Source organism: Hylemonella sp. P2_B10, from assembly GCF_056404875.1.
The window spans coordinates 138,230-153,494 of record NZ_JBFUDE010000001.1; the positions used below are offsets into that span (position 1 = coordinate 138,230).

Consider the following 15,265-nt stretch of genomic DNA (forward strand, 5'->3'; position numbering starts at 1 on the left):
TGGTAGCTCCTTTAAAAAACCCGATTGCCGCCTACCCAGGTTTGCAGCACCTGGGTGCGGTGAATGTCTTGCGCGGGGATGCCAAACAGGTCGCGGTCGATGACGATGAAGTCCGCCCATTTGCCGCGCTCCAGCGTGCCCAGCGTGTTTTCCTGGTGGGCGGCATAGGCGGCGTCCAGCGTGAAGCAGCGCAGGGCTTGCTCCAGCGTCATTTTCTGGGCGGGGAACCAGCCGCCGGGGGGCTTGCCTTGCGCGCTCTCGCGGGTGACGGCGGCATGCAGGCCCCAGAAGGGGTTGGGCGACTCCACCGGGAAGTCTGACCCACAGGCAATCTTCGAACCCTGCTTCAAAAAGGTCTGCCAGGCATAGGCGCCCTGGATGCGCCGCGCGCCCACGCGGTCTTCGGCCATGTTCATGTCAGACGTGGCGTGGGTGGGCTGCATGGAGGGGATGACGCCCAACTGCTTGAAGCGGGGAATGTCGGGCAGGGCCACCACCTGGGCGTGCTCCACGCGGTTGCGCAGCTTGGCGGTGTCAAAGCGCTGGGCCAGCTTCTCAAAGCCGTCCAGCACCTGGCGGTTGCCGGCGTCGCCGATGGCGTGCACGTTGACCTGGTAGCCCTTGCCCATGGCCTTTTCCATGCGGCGCTGCATCTCGGCGTCGCTGATGAACAGCAGGCCTTTGGCTTGCGGGCTGTCGTTATAAGGCGCCAGCAGCGCGGCGCCGCGGCTGCCCAGGGCGCCGTCGGCAAACAGCTTGACGGCGCGCAGCGTGTAGCGGTCGTTGCCATAGGCCAGCAGTGGGCCGGTGGCGGATGCCTGGTCGAAAAAGGCGTCAACGCCGCTGATCATGCCGTACACGCGCACGGTCAGCTTGCCTTTGTCGGCATAGTCGCGGAAGAGGGCGTCGGCCTCGGCGGACACGCCGGCGTCGTGCACGCTGGTCAAGCCCACGCTGGCCAATGTTTTCAGCGCGGCGTCCAGGGCGGCGCGGCGCTCAGCCGCGTTGGGGGCGGGCACCACCTTGTCGACCAGGCGGCTGGCGGCGTCCACCAGGATGCCGGTTGCGTTGCCTTGGGCGTCACGCTCGATCTTGCCGCCTTGGGGGTCGGGGGTGTCGCGGGTGATGCCGGCCAGTTTGAGGGCGGCGCTGTTGGCCCAGCCGGCGTGGCCGTCCACCCGCTCCAGCCACACGGGCTTGTCGGCCACCACGGCGTCGATCTCGGCGGCGGTGGGGAAGCGGCCCAGCTTCCAGTTGGCCTGGTTCCACTCGCCGCCCAGCAGCCAGGGGCTGGCGGGGTTGGCTTTGGCGTAGGCGGCGATGGCGGCTTGCGCCTCGGCCAGCGTGCGGGTGTCGCGCAGGGAGAGCTGCCGGGCGCTGTTGCCCAGGCTGAAGATGTGGCCGTGAGCGTCGATCAGCCCGGGCAGCAGCGTTTTGCCGCCCATGTCCTGGTGGCGGGCACCCGGCGCCTGGGCCGCCACGTTGGCGGCGCTGCCGGCGGCGATGACTTTGCCGGCGTCGGAGAAGGCCAGGGATTCGAAGCGCTGCAGCTTGCCGTCTTGGGTGAAGGTGTAGCCGCGCACGTTGTCCAACACGGTGTCGGCCTGAGCGGGCAGGATGGGGGCCAATGCGGCCAGCAGCACCAGGGAGCGCAATGCAGAGAGGGGCAGGATGTGCACGGTGTTGGGGGTGGGGTGGTTTTTGATGGCGGCGATTATGCGGCCATGCTGGGGTCAACGGATTTCCGCGCGAAACCCGGAAATCTTTGCGAGTGAAGATTAAAAATTAAAAAAAGTAACAATTATTTAAAAAATAAACGATGTTCAATTTTCTATTGCACTGAGTTTTATTTTGATTTCTGAAAGGTTTGTGCAGCGGCTGAACGGCACGCTGACACAGTTTCTTCATGCTTTTTTGCGGCCGAAGGCTCACCATTGCGGCTGGCCGAGGCGTTGTTGTTTTGAGGCGGCGAAAACCTGCCTAAACCGTCAATTCTTCGCTGCTACCCGCTGTTCGTCGCATGGTGGGTGCAAAATACCGAAGTACCCCTATATTCGCCTCATGATCTTTCGAATATTGCTGCGCGTTCTGCTGTTGGGCATGGCGCTGGTGTTTTTTGTCAGCTTGCTGACGGCCGCCCTGGTGGTGTTGGCCGTCTGGCTGGGCCGTGCCGCCTGGGCGAAAGCCATGGGGCAGCCGGTGGCACCCTGGCATTTCCGCTTTGACCCGAAAGCGCGTTGGCGCGGTTTTCAGGGCGCCACGGGGCCGGTGCGGGCTTCAGCGCGCCGGGCGGCCAGCCGCTCGGTGGGCGACATCAGCGACGTGGTGGCGAAAGACATCAAGCCGGACGGGGCTGCTCAGCACTGAGCAAACAGCTCCATGGCCGTCTTGGCCACCTGGCGGGTGTCGTAATACGCATAGGCACCCACGCCCACCGCGCCCACCACGGGCAGCAACCTTGAAGCCCCCTTGCCCAGCAAGCCCTGGCCGGCCTTGATGCCGAGCTGGCGCACCAGCCCTTGCAGGGCCGCCGCCGAGGCGCTGCGCACCAGCACCCGCTCACCTGCGCGCACCACCACATCGCGAAACAGCTGCGCCCCCAGGTGCTTGAACAGGCAATAGAGCATTTGCTCGCGCGACAACGTGGCGCTTTTGCCGTAGACGCCGGCAATGTCGGACACCATTTGGGCTTGGAGGCGCCACACGGCCAGCAGCTCGGGCAGCAGCGTCAGCCAGCCCAGCAGGCCGGGCGGCAGCGCCATGGAGCTGGCCACCACGCTGGCCCGGCGTGCGGCGGTGCGGGCGATGGCCTGGGCGCGCGCCTGTGGCTGTGCCTGGGCGGGTTCGTCCGTGGCCGGCACATGGGCCACCAGGCTCAAAATGGCCTCGCTGATGGGGTTGGGGGCCCCAGGGGGGAGTGGCACCAAGGCGCCTGCTGCTTCGCTCATAAGCCCTAGCCTACCCCAAAGTGCAGATACATGCCGGTGCTATGCTTGCCGCCATGCCTGCGAACGATACCTCTGCCCTGAACCAGGAATGGCTGGCGCTGTTTGCCCAGCACGAACAATACGAGAAGCACGCCATGCTGATCAAGCTGGCCACCACGGTGCTGTATGCCGTGGCGGTGGCCAGTTCGCAGGGCGACGCCATTCTGATCGCGCTGATGCTGCTGGTGCTGTGGCTGCAAGAGAGCATGCAGCGCACCATGCAGGCCCGCCTGAGCGCGCGCATCACGCTGGTGGAGCACTGGCTGGCGCACGGCCAGCCGGCGGACGGCCACGCTTTTCAGCTGCACACCCAGTGGCTGGCGGGGCGCAAGGGGCTGGTGGGGTTGCTGGGTGAGTATTTGATCAACGCCTGCCGGCCTACGGTGGCGTTTCCTTACGCCATCTTTTTGCTGCATTTGGCGACCATCGTCACGACGGCACCGGTCACCGGGGCATCTTGAAGTCGATGGAGTAGAGGAACCACAGGATCAATGTGGGGATGATGACCGGCAGCGCCAGGCCGACAAAGGTCAGCGCGGTCAGCACGAAGGTGGAAATGTCTATCCACCACCAACGCAGCAGCACGTGGAGGTCTACATTCCAAAACCGGTCTTTGGTGGCCATGCGCCTGTTATACCCCTGTGGCAGGGTTTGTACAGCGGGAAATAAGGCCTGGTTACAGTGTGTTTGTCACACGATGTCGATGACGCGCACCGGAAACACCTGGCTGGGCCGGTCGGCGAAGAAGTGCTCCAGCGTCTCTTTCACGGTGCGAAAGGCGATGTCGTCCCAGGGGATATCGGCCTCGTCGAACAGCCGGGCCTCCAGCGTCTCGGCGCCGGGGTTGAACTGGTCCGACAGCAGCCGGGCACGGTAGAACAGGTGCACCTGGCCCACGCGCGGCACGCTCATGACGGTGAACAGGCCCTCCATCTCGAACTGCGCGCCGGCTTCCTCGTCGGTCTCGCGCGCCGCGCCCTGGGCGGTGGTTTCGCCCAGCTCCATGAAGCCGGCCGGCAGCGTCCACTTGCCGTGGCGCGGCTCGATGGCGCGCTTGCACAGCAGCACCTTGTCGCCCAGGTAGGGCACGGTGCCGACCACGTTGAGCGGGTTTTCGTAATGCACGGTGGCGCAGGCCGGGCAGACGGCGCGCTCTTTGGTGTCGCCGTCGTCAGGCAGCCGGTACACCACGGCCTGGCCACAGTTGCGGCAGTGCTTGATGGGCGGGCGCAGCATGGGGTGCGTGGTGGGGGTGGCTGGTGGGCTCAGCCGCCCTGCATGTGCACGTGCAGCTCGCCCAGACCGCTGATGCCACCCACCAGGGTGTCGCCCACGCCCACGGCTGCCACGCCCTCAGGCGTGCCGGTGAAGATCAGGTCGCCGGGCTGCAGCTCCCAGGCGGCGGACAGGTGCTCTATGGTTTCGCCAATGTTCCAGATCAGCTTGGCCACGCTGCTGCGCTGGCGGTCAGCGGCGTTCACCTTGAGCCAGATCTCGGCATGGGCGACGTCGCCAGCGGCGCCGGCCGGCATGATGGGGCCGATGGGGGCGGAATGGTCAAAGCCCTTGCCTATGCACCAGGGGCGGCCCTGCTTTTTCATCTCGCCTTGCAGGTCGCGCCGGGTCATGTCCAGGCCGACGGCGTAGCCGAAGATGTGCTGGGCGGCGTCGGCGGCCTTGATGTTCTTGCCGCCCTTGCCGATGGCCACCACCAGCTCGATCTCGTGGTGCAGGTTGCTGGTCAGGCTGGGGTAGGGCATCTGGCCGGTCTGGCCGTGCGGCACCACCAGCACGGCGTCGGCCGGCTTCATGAAGAAGAACGGCGGTTCGCGGCCGGTGAAGCCCATCTCTTTGGCGTGCTCTTCGTAGTTGCGGCCGACGCAGTAGATGCGGTGCACGGGGAAGCGCTCGTCCTTGCCCACCACGGGGACGGACGGCTGGGCGGGGGGCGTGAAGACGTAACTCATGGCGTTGACTTGAGGGTTGACGAAAAAATCAGTGGGCCGGGACTAAACGGCCAGCGCGAAATGCTCCACCACCGGCGGCTGCGCAAAGAACGGGCCGACGATGGCGCGCCAGGCGGCAAAGGCGGGCGACTGGCGAAAGCCCACGGTGTGGTCTTCCAGCGTGTCCCAGGTGATCTGCAGGATGTAGCGCTCGGCCGACTCGATGCCCCGGTGCACGCTGGGGTTGTGCGCGCCCTTGACGCTGGTGAACACCTCGCGCAGGCCGCGCGCGATGGCTTCCTCGAAGGCGGCGTTCTGGCCGGGGTGGATGCGGATGTCGGCGAGCTCAAGGATCATGGCTGGAATTTCCGGGAAAAAAACAAAACGGCTGCACGATGTTAACTGCTGGCCGACGGGCTTGCTGGCAGGGTGGGCCACCATGGTTGCCGGGCGGGTTTGGCGCTATCCTTGCGGCATGAAGCTGTACAACTACTTCCGCTCTTCGGCGTCGTTTCGCGTGCGCATTGCCCTGCAGCTCAAGGGCCTGGCTTATGACTACCTGCCGGTGCACCTGGCGCGCGGCGACCACAAGCTGGCGGCCTACACGGCGCTGAGCCCCGATGGGCTGGTGCCGTTGCTGGAGGCGGAGGGCGGCGAGCTGCTGTCGCAGTCCATGGCCATCATCGAGTACCTGGAAGAGACGTATCCGGCGGCGCCGCTGTTGCCCATCACCCCGCTGGGGCGCGCCCGGGTGCGGGCGCTGGCGCAGTCCATCGCCTGCGAAATCCACCCGCTGAACAACCTGCGGGTGCTGAAGTATTTGACGAAGATCCTGAAGCTGGAAGAAGAGGCCAAGAACCGCTGGTACCGCCATTGGGTGCGGGACGGGCTGGAGTCGTTCGAGCGCCAACTGGTGGCGGTGGACAAGGCGCGCGCCGCCGAGGGCCTGACGGCGTCGGTCTATTGCTATGGCGACACGCCCACCATGGCCGACTGCTGCCTGGTGCCGCAGATTTTCAACGGCAAGCGCTTTGACGTCAATTTCGACGGCCTGACGCGCACCATGGCGGCGTTTGATGCCTGCATGGCGCTGCCGGCGTTTCAGCAGGCGCAGCCGAGCCAGTGTCCGGACAATGAATAGATGTTGGCAGACTGGCTGATCCCCCGCTGGCCGGCGCCCAGCAATGTGCGCGCGGTGTGCACCAGCCGCATTGGCGGGCGTTCGCGCGGGCCTTACGACAGCATGAACCTGGGCGACCATGTCGGCGACCACGTGCTGGACGTGGGGGCGAACCGGGCCATCCTGCACAACGCCACGCTGGCCAAGCCGGTGTTTCTGGCCCAGGTGCACGGCACCGAGGTGGTGACGCTGGACAGCCACACCGCCCACGGCACCCGGGGCGACGGCTGCGTCACCCATCTGCAGGGCCTGGCCTGCACCATGCTGGTGGCGGACTGCTTGCCGGTGCTGTTCAGCAATGACGAGGGCAGCATCGTGGGCGCCGCGCATGCGGGCTGGCGCGGCCTGGCCGGACGTGGTGGCACCGGCATTCTGGAGACGGTGGTGCACCAGCTGGTGAAGCAGGCGCCGCATGACCAGAAGGTGAGCCGGCTGATGGCCTGGCTGGGGCCGTGCATAGGGCCGGTGCAGTTTGAGGTGGGGGACGATGTGCACCATGCCTTTGTCAGCGCGCTGCCGGCCGCGCACGCCATGTTCAAACCCCAGCCCACCGGCAATTGGCTGGCCGATCTGTCTGGCCTGGCGCGCCAGCGGCTGGCGCGGCTGGGCATCACCCAAATCTATGGCAACGACGGCAGCCAGCCGTGGTGCACGGTCAGCAACCCGTCACGGTTCTTTTCGCACCGGCGTGACCGGGGCGTCAGCGGCCGCATGGCTGCCTGCATCTGGTTGAAGTGACGGCTGCGCGGGCCCGGCGGCCGCTTTTGCCAATTCTGTCGCTTCTGCCACTTCTGTTGTTTCTGCTTCTGCCATCCTGGCCATTTCGGTGGCCTCGCGCGCTTTGACGCGTTGGCGCCGCGCCGGCGTGTTCAGCAGGTAAAGCACCAGCGCCACGGGCCCCAGCCCGTACAGCAGGAAAGTGATGATGGCGCCCAGCACCGTGCCGGTGGAATTGGTGGCCTCGGCCACCGCCATCATCAGCGCAACATACAACCAGCCAATGGCGACAATGTACATGGGGTGATTTTTGATCGGCGTCAGTTCGACGTCACTTAAAACTGAGATACTGATTACACACAGAAAACCGCAGCAAGAGCTACGGCGCGAGCTACAGCGATGAGCGAGGAGCGACAGTGACACAGGATTCTCCCCAAATTTGGGCCGAGGCGGCACAGCAGTTCCAACAAGCCCTGGTGCAGAACTGGACACAGGCCATGCATTCCTTCCAGGGCCTGGGCGCTGCGGCGGTGCCGGGCCAGGGCGCTGATGCGGCCAGCATGCCAGCGCTGAACTTCGCCCCCGACAAGCTGCAGCAGTTGCAGCAGCAGTACCTGGCCGATGCCACGTCACTGTGGACCGAGCACCTGCAGGCGCCGTTGCAAACCCCCGGGCTGGGCAGCGACAAGCGCTTTGCCGACCCGTCCTGGGCCGGCAACCCGATGGCGGCGTTTTCCGCCGCCACCTACCTGCTGAACGCGCGCACGCTGATGGGCCTGGCCGATGCGGTGCAGAGCGATGCCAAGACCAAGGCACGCATACGCTTTGCGGTGGAGCAGTGGATGGCGGCCGCCGCGCCCAGCAACTTCATCGCCTTCAACGCCGAGGCGCAGAAAAAGGCCATCGACAGCAAGGGCGAGAGCATTGCCAAGGGCGTGCAGAACCTGATGCACGACATCCAGCAGGGCCATGTGTCGATGACGGACGAGAGCGTGTTCGAGGTCGGCAAGAACGTGGCCACCACCGAAGGCGCGGTGGTGTACGAGAACGAGCTGTTCCAGTTGATCGAGTACAAGCCACTCACCCCCAAGGTGTTCGAGAAGCCCTTTTTGCTGGTGCCGCCGTGCATCAACAAGTTCTACATCCTGGACCTGCAGCCCGATAACTCGCTGATCCGCTACGCCGTGGCCCAGGGCCACCGCACCTTTGTGGTCAGCTGGCGCAACCCCGATGCCAGCTTGGCCACCAAGACCTGGGACGACTACATCGAGCATGCCGCCATCCAGGCCATTGCCACGGTGCGCGAGCTGACCGGCGCCAAGCGCATCAACGCGCTGGGTTTCTGCGTTGGCGGCACCATCCTGGCCACGGCGCTGGCGGTGCTGGCCGCGCGCGGCGAGAAGCCGGTGGACAGCGCCACCTTCCTGACCACGCTGCTGGACTTCAGCGACACCGGCGTGCTGGACCTGTTCATCGACGAGGCCTTCGTCAAGTACCGCGAGATGGAAATGGGGCAGGGCGGCATGATGAAGGGGGGCGACCTGGCCTCCACCTTCTCCTTCCTGCGGCCCAATGACCTGGTGTGGAACTACGTGGTGGGCAACTACCTGAAGGGCGAGACGCCGCCGCCGTTTGACCTGCTGTATTGGAACAGCGACTCCACCAACCTGCCCGGCCCCTTCTATGCCTGGTACCTGCGCAACACTTACCTTGAAAACAACCTGGTCAAGCCCGGCAAACTGACCGTGTGCGGCCAGAAGGTGGACCTGCGCAAGGTGGACATCCCGGTGTACATCTACGGCTCGCGCGAGGACCACATCGTGCCCATAGGCGCGTCGTACGCCTCCACCCAATGGCTGCCCGGCCCCAAGCGCTTTGTGATGGGGGCCTCGGGCCACATTGCCGGCGTCATCAACCCGCCGGCCAAGAACAAGCGCAGCCACTGGATACGCAAGGACGGCAAGCTGCCCAAGACGCAGGCCGAATGGCTGTCCGGCGCCACCGAGCATGCCGGCAGCTGGTGGACCGACTGGTCGCACTGGCTGAAAGGCCACGCCGGCAAGCTGGTGCCGGCGCCAAAGACCTATGCCAAGGCCGCCGGCAAAAAGCTGGAGCCGGCGCCGGGCCGCTATGTGAAGGCCAGGGCCTAGGCCCTGCCAGCGCCACCCCATTCCCCAACCCCTTATTTCCCGTTCAATTGGAGCCCACCATGGAAGACATCGTCATCGTTTCAGCCACCCGCACCGCCGTCGGCAAGTTTGGCGGCACCCTGGCCAAGGTGCCGGCCACCGAGCTGGGCGCCGCCGTCATCAAGAGCCTGCTGGAGCGCACCGGCGTGGCCGCTGAGCAGGTGGGCGAGGTCATCATGGGCCAGGTGCTGGCGGCTGGCGTGGGCCAGAACCCGGCGCGTCAGGCGCTGCTGAAGGGTGGCGTGCCCAAGGAGGTGCCGGGCCTGACCATCAACGCCGTCTGCGGCTCTGGCCTGAAGGCGGTGATGCTGGCGGCCCAGTCTGTGGCCTGGGGCGACAGCGAGATCGTCATCGCCGGTGGCCAGGAAAGCATGAGCATGGCGCCGCACGTGCTGCCCAACTCGCGCGACGGCCAGCGCATGGGCGACTGGAAACTGGTGGACACCATGATCGTCGACGGCCTGTGGGACGTCTACAACCAGTACCACATGGGCATCACGGCCGAGAACGTGGCCAAGCAATACAGCATCAGCCGCGAGGCGCAGGACGCGCTGGCACTGGCCAGCCAGCAAAAGGCCGCTGCGGCGCAGGACGCCGGCAAGTTCAAGGACGAAATCACCCCTTTCAGCATTGCGCAGAAGAAGGGCGACCCGGTGGTGTTTGCCGCTGACGAGTTCATCAACCGCAAGACCAATGCCGAGGCGCTGGCCGGGCTGAGGCCGGCATTTGACAAGGCCGGCGGTGTGACGGCCGGCAATGCCTCGGGCCTGAACGACGGCGCCGCTGCCGTGATGGTGATGACGGCCAAGAAGGCCGCCGCGCTGGGACTGAAACCCCTGGCGCGCATTGCCAGCTTTGCCACCGCCGGGCTGGACCCGTCCATCATGGGCATGGGGCCGGTGCCGGCTTCCACCAAGGCGCTGGCGCGCGCCGGCTGGAAGGCGGCCGATCTGGACCTGCTGGAGATCAACGAGGCGTTTGCGGCCCAGGCCTGCGCGGTCAACAACGCCATGGGCTGGGACACCAGCAAGGTCAACGTCAACGGTGGCGCCATTGCCATTGGGCACCCTATCGGTGCATCGGGTTGCCGCATCCTGGTGACGCTGCTGCACGAGATGCAGCGGCGCGACGCCAAGAAGGGCATTGCCAGCCTGTGCATAGGCGGCGGCATGGGGGTTGCCCTAACTGTGGAGCGCTGAATTCGGCCCACAATGGGATGAGGGTGCGCTAGCCGCGGCGCGCCCGCAATTGTTTGGACAAGAAGGAGAACATCATGAGTCAGAAAGTAGCTTACGTGACCGGCGGCATGGGCGGCATCGGCACCGCCATCTGCCAGCGCCTGCACAAGGAAGGCTTCAAGGTCATCGCCGGCTGTGGCCCCACGCGCGACCACGCGAAGTGGATCGCCGAGCAGGCCGCCCTGGGCTACACCTTTTACGCCTCGGTGGGCAATGTGGGCAGCTGGGATTCCACGGTGGAAGCCTTCAGCAAGACCAAGGCCGAACATGGCGCCATCGACGTGCTGGTGAACAACGCCGGCATCACCAAGGACCGCATGTTCCTGAAGATGACGCGCGAGGACTGGGACGCGGTGATCGAGACCAACCTGAACAGCATGTTCAACGTCACCAAGCAGGTGGTGGGTGACATGGTGGAAAAGGGCTGGGGCCGCATCATCAACATCTCGTCGGTCAACGGCGAGAAGGGCCAGGCCGGCCAGACCAACTATTCGGCCGCCAAGGCCGGCATGCACGGCTTCACGATGGCGCTGGCGCAGGAAATGGCCAGCAAGGGCGTGACGGTGAACACCGTGAGCCCTGGCTACATCGGCACCGACATGGTGAAGGCGATACGCGAGGACGTACTGGGCAAGATTGTTGCCACCATCCCCGTCAAGCGCCTGGGTGAGCCCAGCGAGATCGCCTCAATCATCGCCTGGCTCGCGTCGGAAGATGGTGGCTACTCCACCGGGGCTGATTTCTCGGTCAACGGCGGTTTGCACATGGGCTGAGGCGATTCGCCGTAGCAAAAAGCCCGCTGATGCGGGCTTTTTTTGTGCCTGGCGTTGCCTGCGGCCTCAACGCAGCAGAAACTTCAGCAGGCGCTGGGCCAATGGCCCATAGGGCGGCATCAACAGCTTCAGCGTCGACCAGCGCGACTGGTAGAACACCGGGCGCAGCTTGCTGAAGGTGTTGAAGCCTTCCACGCCGTGGTAGTGGCCCATGCCGGACTCACCCACGCCGCCAAAGGGCAGGTCGTCCTGGCCGACGTGCAGCAGCGCGTCGTTGACCGACACGCCGCCGGACATCACGCGGTCGATCAGCGTCTGCACCTGCGCGCCTTGGTTGCTGAAGGGGTAGATGGCCAGCGGGCGGGGGCCGGCGTTGATCTTGGCCATCACCTCGTCCAGCGTGCGGTAGGGGATGATGGGCAGCACGGGGCCGAAGATTTCGCGCGTCATCAGCTGGCTGTCGGGCGCGGCGTCCAGCACCAGGTGCGGGGCGATGCGGTGGCGGGCGTCGTCAAAGGCGGCGCCGGGCAGCAGCGGCAGCAGCTGCGCGCCGCCGGCCTGGGCGTCGGCCATGGCCTCGCGCAGGCGGCCGTAGGCGCGGGTGTCGATGATGGAGCTGTAGTCCACCGAATCCAGGTTGGCATAGCGCTGCGGCACGAAGGCCTTGGCCGCCTGCACGAAGTCGGCCACCTTGTTTTGCGGCACGAACACGTGGTCCACCGTGGTGCAGATCTGCCCGGCGTTCAGGCACTTGATGAACAGGATGCGCTCGGCCGCCAGGGAGATGTCGAAGTCGTCGCAGACGATGGCCGGCGCCTTGCCGCCCAGCTCCAGCGTCACCGGGGTCAGGTTTTGCGCGGCGGCGGCCATCACGGCGCGGCCGGTCTTGCCCGAGCCGGTGAACAGCAGATGGTCGAACGGCAGCTTGGAAAACTCCACGCCGACGCCACCGGTCTCGTCGAAGAACTGCAGCTTGTCCGCCGGGAAATAGGCCGGCATCTTGGCGATCAGCAGCGCGGCCAGGTGGCGCGAGTTCTCGCTCATCTTGACCATGGCGCGGTTGCCGGCGGCGAAGATGTAGATCAGCGGCAGCAGGCTGAGGTTGATGGGGAAATTCCACGGCACGATGACGCCCACCACGCCCAGCGGCTGCGGGATCACGCGGTTGCTTGCCAGGCCGAAGGCCATGCGGTCCACATGCCGGCTTTGCGGGCGCATCCAGCGGCGCAGGTTTTTGGTGGCGTGGCGTATGCCGGCCAGCACCGGCCCGATTTCGGTGATCTGCGTCTCGTGCGCGCTGCGGTGGCCGTAGTCGGCGCTGACGGCTTCTTCGAGTGCGGCCTGGTTCTCGCGCACGAAGCGACCCAGCGTGTGCAGGTCTTGCCGGCGCTGCGCCAGGTCTGGCGCGGGTATGCGCAGGTAGGCCTGGCGTTGCAGGGCGAGCGCGGCTTGCAGTTGGGTTGCCGTGTCCATGGGGGCCTCCTTGAGTTTGGCGTAATGTAACTTAAAACATAGTTCTAACTATCGTCAACGCGACAGGCTGTGCGCAGCCGGCTATCATCGGCCGCCATGAAGGTGTCCACACGCGAGGTGCAGGCGGCTCTGTCGGCCCTGGCCGACCCACAGAAGGCGGCGTTTTTCCCGCGCTACTTCAAGGCCGGCAAGGGCCAGTATGGCGAGGGTGACCGCTTCCTGGGCGTCACGGTGCCGGCCGTGCGGGAACTGGTGCGGCAGTACCGGACGCTGGACTTGCAAGCCTGCGAGCAACTGCTGGCCTCGCCCTACAACGAGGCGCGCCTTCTGGCGCTGCTGATCCTGGTGGCGAAGTACGGCAAGGCCGGCAGAGGCCGCCAAGCGGATGAGATGGCGCAGCAGCAGATCTGCCAGCTGTTCCTGGCCAACAAGCACCGCGTCAACAATTGGAATCTGGTGGACAGCTCGGCGCCTTATATCCTGGGCGCACACCTGCTGACGCGCGACCGTGCGCTGTTGTACGAGCTGGTGCGCTCGGATGTGCTGTGGGACCGCCGCATTGCGGTGCTGGCGACGTTCGCCTTCATCCGCGCCGGTGACTTTGCCGACACGCTGAAACTGGTGGAACTGCTGTTGGCCGATGAGCAGGACCTGATGCACAAGGCCTGCGGCTGGATGCTGCGCGAGGTTGGCAAGCGTGATGTGGCGGTGCTGGAAAAGTTCTTGCAGCGCCACCACGCCCGCATGCCGCGCACCATGCTGCGCTACGCGATCGAGAAGTTCGCGCCGGACAGGCGCCTGGCCTATCTGTCCGGCGATCTGGATTAAACCGGCAGCATCCCCGCTGGCTTATGCGTCACGCTTTGTTGCCGCAGTCCGACGGCGGCGCCATGGCCATCATTGCCGCCATGGCTTCTTCCGGTGTGGTGTCCTTGATGTGGGTGGCGACCGACCACTTGTGGCCAAACGGGTCTTCCAGCTGGCCATAGCGGTCGCCCCAGAACATGTCGGCCACCGGCATGGTGAGCTTGGCGCCGGCCGCCACGGCCTGGGCCACCTGGGCGTCCACGTCGGTCACATACAGGTGGATGGTTACCGGCGAGCCCTTCAGGTAGTGCGGGCCGAAGCCGCCGAAATCACGGAACTCGTCGTTCAGCATGAAGTGGGAGTCGCCGATTTTCAGCATGGCGTGCATCAACTTGCCTTCGGGGCCGGGCATGCGCGCCAGCTCCTGCGCGTTGAAGGCCTTCTTGTAGAACTCGATGGCGGCGGCAGCGCCGTCGCAGACCAGGTGGGGCGTCAGCGAATGCATGCCGTCGGGGATGGGTTTGGCTTGGGTCATGGGTGCTCCTTGGTGGTTTGGGTCAGGGGGAATGGAAGCTTGGCTCAGGCAGCGGTCTGCTGGCTCGCCGTGAAAACCGCAAGTTGCGCGTCAAACGCGCGCTGGAAGGCCGGCCGCGCCTCGCCGCGGGCGACGTAGGCGTCCAGGTTGGGGTAGTCTTTCAGCACGCCCGTGGGCTTGGAGCGGAACAGCACGCCGATCATCATCAGGTCGCCAGCGCTGAATGCACCGTCAAGCCACTCGGCGTCACCGAGGTGCCTGGAAAGCTGGCCGAGCCGGGCATGTGCCTGTTTGTCAAGCATGGGCTGTCGTTGCTCGAACCAGGGCTTGTCGCGTTCGAACACCATCGCCATGCTGCGTTCCACCAGCGGGGGCTCCATGGTGCTGACGGCGGCAAACATCCAACTGACGGCACGCGCGCGTGCGTTGGCGTCCGCCGGCAGCAGGCCCGCATGCTGCTGCGCAAGGTGGAGCACGATGGCGCCCGATTCGAACAATGCCAAACCGCCTTCCTCAAAGGCGGGAATCTGGCCGAACGGCTGGCGCGCCAGGTGCTCGGGCTCCTTCATCTGGGCGAAAGACACCAGGCGCACGTCATAGGGCTGGCCCACTTCCTCCAGCGCCCAACGTACGCGCATGTCGCGCGCCAGGCCTCGGCCGCGGTCGGGCGACTGTGCGAAGCAGGTGAGGGTGGCGGTCATGGGAGATCTCCTTCAGGGTGATTCGCCGGGGGCGTTTCGCTTGCCGGACGAGAACAGCAGTTCGAGGTAGCGGCTGAGGTGGTCGACGCTGTCGGCCGCGATGGCGGCGCCACCCGTTGCCTTGGCCAGGATGAACGCGCCCTGCAACACGGCCTGGGTGTGCAGCGCCAGCGACTTGGCGCTCCAGTCGGGAGACAGTCCTCGCTCCCGCATGGCCGCCTCGATGTCGGCCTCCAGGTGCTGCGCATGGCCGGTGATGCTGCGCGCGCAAGCATCGCGGATGGTGGGGCTGGTCTCATAGGTCTCCTGCACCATGGTGCCGACCAGGCAAGTGAATTCGGGAACGCCACCTGCCAGCAGTTCCTTGCGCAAGGCCACATAGCCGAGCACGCGGTCCAGCGGGTTGGCATGGCCGTGGTAGGGCGCCTGCGCAAACATCGCGTCAGTCGTCTCTGACCAATAGTCCGCAGCGGCGACGCCAAAGGCGTCCTTGCTCTTGAAGTGGTGGAAGAACGCGCCCTTGGTGACACCGGCAGCGGCGCAGAGCTCGTCCACGGTGGTGGCGCTGTAGCCCTTGGTGCGGATCACCGACAGCGCGGCGTCCAACAGCTTTTGCCGCGAGGGGGAGGCAGATTCGGTGCTTGCTTGCATAACATACCAACTGGTTGGTGTGTACTATGCCGTGCATTTGCCGGGCTGTCAAGCGGGCCACTACCAAC

General features: G+C 65.5%; 18 protein-coding genes and 1 pseudogene. 8 read left to right on the top strand and 11 right to left on the bottom strand.

The features are described 5' to 3' along the window. Window positions 1-11: 11 nt before the first annotated feature. A complete protein-coding gene (locus AC1DX2_RS00635) occupies window positions 12-1,679 on the bottom strand; it encodes an amidohydrolase (protein ID WP_477194344.1) in 1,668 nt (555 codons plus the stop codon). A gap of 382 nt (window positions 1,680-2,061) precedes the next feature. On the opposite strand from AC1DX2_RS00635, the gene AC1DX2_RS00640 reads away from it, so the two are divergent. Beyond that, a complete protein-coding gene (locus tag AC1DX2_RS00640; RefSeq protein WP_477194345.1) occupies window positions 2,062-2,367 on the top strand; it encodes a hypothetical protein in 306 nt (101 codons plus the stop codon). Here AC1DX2_RS00640 and AC1DX2_RS00645 read toward each other — a convergent pair. Beyond that, entirely contained in the window at window positions 2,358-2,948 is a 591-nt protein-coding gene (locus AC1DX2_RS00645; RefSeq protein ID WP_477194346.1) for a hypothetical protein, read from the bottom strand. The genes AC1DX2_RS00640 and AC1DX2_RS00645 overlap by 10 nt on opposite strands. Window positions 2,949-3,001: 53 nt before the next feature. On the opposite strand from AC1DX2_RS00645, the gene AC1DX2_RS00650 reads away from it, so the two are divergent. Further along, window positions 3,002-3,448, top strand: a complete 447-nt coding sequence (locus AC1DX2_RS00650; RefSeq protein ID WP_477194347.1) for a hypothetical protein — start codon at window positions 3,002-3,004, stop codon at window positions 3,446-3,448. Here AC1DX2_RS00650 and AC1DX2_RS00655 read toward each other — a convergent pair. From AC1DX2_RS00655 to AC1DX2_RS00670, 4 genes are all read right to left on the bottom strand, one after another. Beyond that, entirely contained in the window at window positions 3,432-3,611 is a 180-nt protein-coding gene (locus tag AC1DX2_RS00655) for a hypothetical protein (RefSeq protein ID WP_477194348.1), read from the bottom strand. The genes AC1DX2_RS00650 and AC1DX2_RS00655 overlap by 17 nt on opposite strands. 66 nt (window positions 3,612-3,677) lie before the next feature. After that, entirely contained in the window at window positions 3,678-4,223 is a 546-nt protein-coding gene (locus AC1DX2_RS00660) for an NUDIX hydrolase (RefSeq protein ID WP_477194349.1), read from the bottom strand. 29 nt (window positions 4,224-4,252) lie between these two features. Continuing rightward, on the bottom strand, window positions 4,253-4,954 hold the full coding sequence (locus tag AC1DX2_RS00665) for a fumarylacetoacetate hydrolase family protein (RefSeq protein ID WP_477194350.1): 702 nt from the start codon (window positions 4,952-4,954) through the stop codon (window positions 4,253-4,255). Between the two features lie 42 nt (window positions 4,955-4,996). Then, window positions 4,997-5,290: an antibiotic biosynthesis monooxygenase family protein gene (locus AC1DX2_RS00670; RefSeq protein WP_477194351.1), complete on the bottom strand. Its 294-nt coding sequence runs from the start codon at window positions 5,288-5,290 to the stop codon at window positions 4,997-4,999. A 118-nt stretch (window positions 5,291-5,408) separates the two neighbouring features. Here AC1DX2_RS00670 and maiA point away from each other — a divergent pair, with 118 nt between their 5' ends. After that, window positions 5,409-6,074 carry a maleylacetoacetate isomerase gene (gene maiA / locus AC1DX2_RS00675; protein ID WP_477194352.1) on the top strand — a complete coding sequence of 222 codons (666 nt, stop codon included), beginning with the start codon at window positions 5,409-5,411 and terminating at the stop codon, window positions 6,072-6,074. After that, entirely contained in the window at window positions 6,075-6,851 is a 777-nt protein-coding gene (gene pgeF / locus AC1DX2_RS00680) for a peptidoglycan editing factor PgeF (RefSeq protein ID WP_477194353.1), read from the top strand. On the opposite strand, the gene AC1DX2_RS00685 is transcribed toward pgeF, so the two are convergent. Beyond that, complete coding sequence (locus AC1DX2_RS00685) at window positions 6,780-7,130, bottom strand: hypothetical protein (RefSeq protein ID WP_477194354.1); 351 nt, start codon at window positions 7,128-7,130, stop codon at window positions 6,780-6,782. The genes pgeF and AC1DX2_RS00685 overlap by 72 nt on opposite strands. 197 nt (window positions 7,131-7,327) lie before the next feature. On the opposite strand from AC1DX2_RS00685, the gene AC1DX2_RS00690 reads away from it, so the two are divergent. The 3 genes from AC1DX2_RS00690 to phbB all read left to right on the top strand — a co-directional run bounded on the left by AC1DX2_RS00690 (window position 7,328) and on the right by phbB (window position 11,030). Next, entirely contained in the window at window positions 7,328-8,980 is a 1,653-nt protein-coding gene (locus AC1DX2_RS00690) for a PHA/PHB synthase family protein (protein WP_477194355.1), read from the top strand. A 59-nt stretch (window positions 8,981-9,039) separates the two neighbouring features. Next, complete coding sequence (locus AC1DX2_RS00695; protein WP_477194356.1) at window positions 9,040-10,218, top strand: acetyl-CoA C-acetyltransferase; 1,179 nt, start codon at window positions 9,040-9,042, stop codon at window positions 10,216-10,218. 74 nt (window positions 10,219-10,292) lie between these two features. Beyond that, on the top strand, window positions 10,293-11,030 hold the full coding sequence (gene phbB, locus AC1DX2_RS00700; protein ID WP_477194357.1) for an acetoacetyl-CoA reductase: 738 nt from the start codon (window positions 10,293-10,295) through the stop codon (window positions 11,028-11,030). A gap of 66 nt (window positions 11,031-11,096) precedes the next feature. Here phbB and AC1DX2_RS00705 read toward each other — a convergent pair. Beyond that, window positions 11,097-12,509 (bottom strand): annotated as a pseudogene (locus AC1DX2_RS00705) (coniferyl aldehyde dehydrogenase); the annotation flags it as partial. A gap of 90 nt (window positions 12,510-12,599) precedes the next feature. On the opposite strand from AC1DX2_RS00705, the gene AC1DX2_RS00710 reads away from it, so the two are divergent. Further along, a complete protein-coding gene (locus AC1DX2_RS00710) occupies window positions 12,600-13,331 on the top strand; it encodes a DNA alkylation repair protein (RefSeq protein WP_477194358.1) in 732 nt (243 codons plus the stop codon). A gap of 28 nt (window positions 13,332-13,359) precedes the next feature. Here AC1DX2_RS00710 and AC1DX2_RS00715 read toward each other — a convergent pair whose 3' ends face one another. Genes AC1DX2_RS00715 through AC1DX2_RS00725 form a run of 3 tightly spaced genes read right to left on the bottom strand, consistent with a single transcriptional unit; the run spans window position 13,360 to window position 15,197 of the window. Then, window positions 13,360-13,845: a VOC family protein gene (locus AC1DX2_RS00715; RefSeq protein WP_477194359.1), complete on the bottom strand. Its 486-nt coding sequence runs from the start codon at window positions 13,843-13,845 to the stop codon at window positions 13,360-13,362. Between the two features lie 44 nt (window positions 13,846-13,889). Then, window positions 13,890-14,546: a glutathione S-transferase family protein gene (locus tag AC1DX2_RS00720; protein ID WP_477194360.1), complete on the bottom strand. Its 657-nt coding sequence runs from the start codon at window positions 14,544-14,546 to the stop codon at window positions 13,890-13,892. A gap of 12 nt (window positions 14,547-14,558) precedes the next feature. Continuing rightward, window positions 14,559-15,197 (bottom strand): TetR/AcrR family transcriptional regulator, encoded by a 639-nt coding sequence (locus AC1DX2_RS00725; protein ID WP_477194361.1) that lies wholly within the window; start codon window positions 15,195-15,197, stop codon window positions 14,559-14,561. Window positions 15,198-15,265: the final 68 nt, after the last annotated feature.

What these genes read in the sequence shown, in the direction of transcription:
- AC1DX2_RS00710 (WP_477194358.1), top strand. Translation starts at nt 12,600, where the DNA reads ATGAAGGTGTCCACACGCGAGGTGCAGGCGGCTCTGTCGGCCCTGGCC.
- pgeF (WP_477194353.1), top strand. Translation starts at nt 6,075, where the DNA reads ATGTTGGCAGACTGGCTGATCCCCCGCTGGCCGGCGCCCAGCAATGTG.
- AC1DX2_RS00660 (WP_477194349.1), bottom strand. Translation starts at nt 4,223, where the DNA reads ATGCTGCGCCCGCCCATCAAGCACTGCCGCAACTGTGGCCAGGCCGTG.
- AC1DX2_RS00715 (WP_477194359.1), bottom strand. Translation starts at nt 13,845, where the DNA reads ATGACCCAAGCCAAACCCATCCCCGACGGCATGCATTCGCTGACGCCC.
- AC1DX2_RS00670 (WP_477194351.1), bottom strand. Translation starts at nt 5,290, where the DNA reads ATGATCCTTGAGCTCGCCGACATCCGCATCCACCCCGGCCAGAACGCC.
- AC1DX2_RS00720 (WP_477194360.1), bottom strand. Translation starts at nt 14,546, where the DNA reads ATGACCGCCACCCTCACCTGCTTCGCACAGTCGCCCGACCGCGGCCGA.
- AC1DX2_RS00655 (WP_477194348.1), bottom strand. Translation starts at nt 3,611, where the DNA reads ATGGCCACCAAAGACCGGTTTTGGAATGTAGACCTCCACGTGCTGCTG.
- AC1DX2_RS00685 (WP_477194354.1), bottom strand. Translation starts at nt 7,130, where the DNA reads ATGTACATTGTCGCCATTGGCTGGTTGTATGTTGCGCTGATGATGGCG.
- AC1DX2_RS00650 (WP_477194347.1), top strand. Translation starts at nt 3,002, where the DNA reads ATGCCTGCGAACGATACCTCTGCCCTGAACCAGGAATGGCTGGCGCTG.
- AC1DX2_RS00665 (WP_477194350.1), bottom strand. Translation starts at nt 4,954, where the DNA reads ATGAGTTACGTCTTCACGCCCCCCGCCCAGCCGTCCGTCCCCGTGGTG.
- AC1DX2_RS00640 (WP_477194345.1), top strand. Translation starts at nt 2,062, where the DNA reads ATGATCTTTCGAATATTGCTGCGCGTTCTGCTGTTGGGCATGGCGCTG.
- AC1DX2_RS00695 (WP_477194356.1), top strand. Translation starts at nt 9,040, where the DNA reads ATGGAAGACATCGTCATCGTTTCAGCCACCCGCACCGCCGTCGGCAAG.
- phbB (WP_477194357.1), top strand. Translation starts at nt 10,293, where the DNA reads ATGAGTCAGAAAGTAGCTTACGTGACCGGCGGCATGGGCGGCATCGGC.
- maiA (WP_477194352.1), top strand. Translation starts at nt 5,409, where the DNA reads ATGAAGCTGTACAACTACTTCCGCTCTTCGGCGTCGTTTCGCGTGCGC.
- AC1DX2_RS00645 (WP_477194346.1), bottom strand. Translation starts at nt 2,948, where the DNA reads ATGAGCGAAGCAGCAGGCGCCTTGGTGCCACTCCCCCCTGGGGCCCCC.
- AC1DX2_RS00725 (WP_477194361.1), bottom strand. Translation starts at nt 15,197, where the DNA reads ATGCAAGCAAGCACCGAATCTGCCTCCCCCTCGCGGCAAAAGCTGTTG.
- AC1DX2_RS00690 (WP_477194355.1), top strand. Translation starts at nt 7,328, where the DNA reads ATGCATTCCTTCCAGGGCCTGGGCGCTGCGGCGGTGCCGGGCCAGGGC.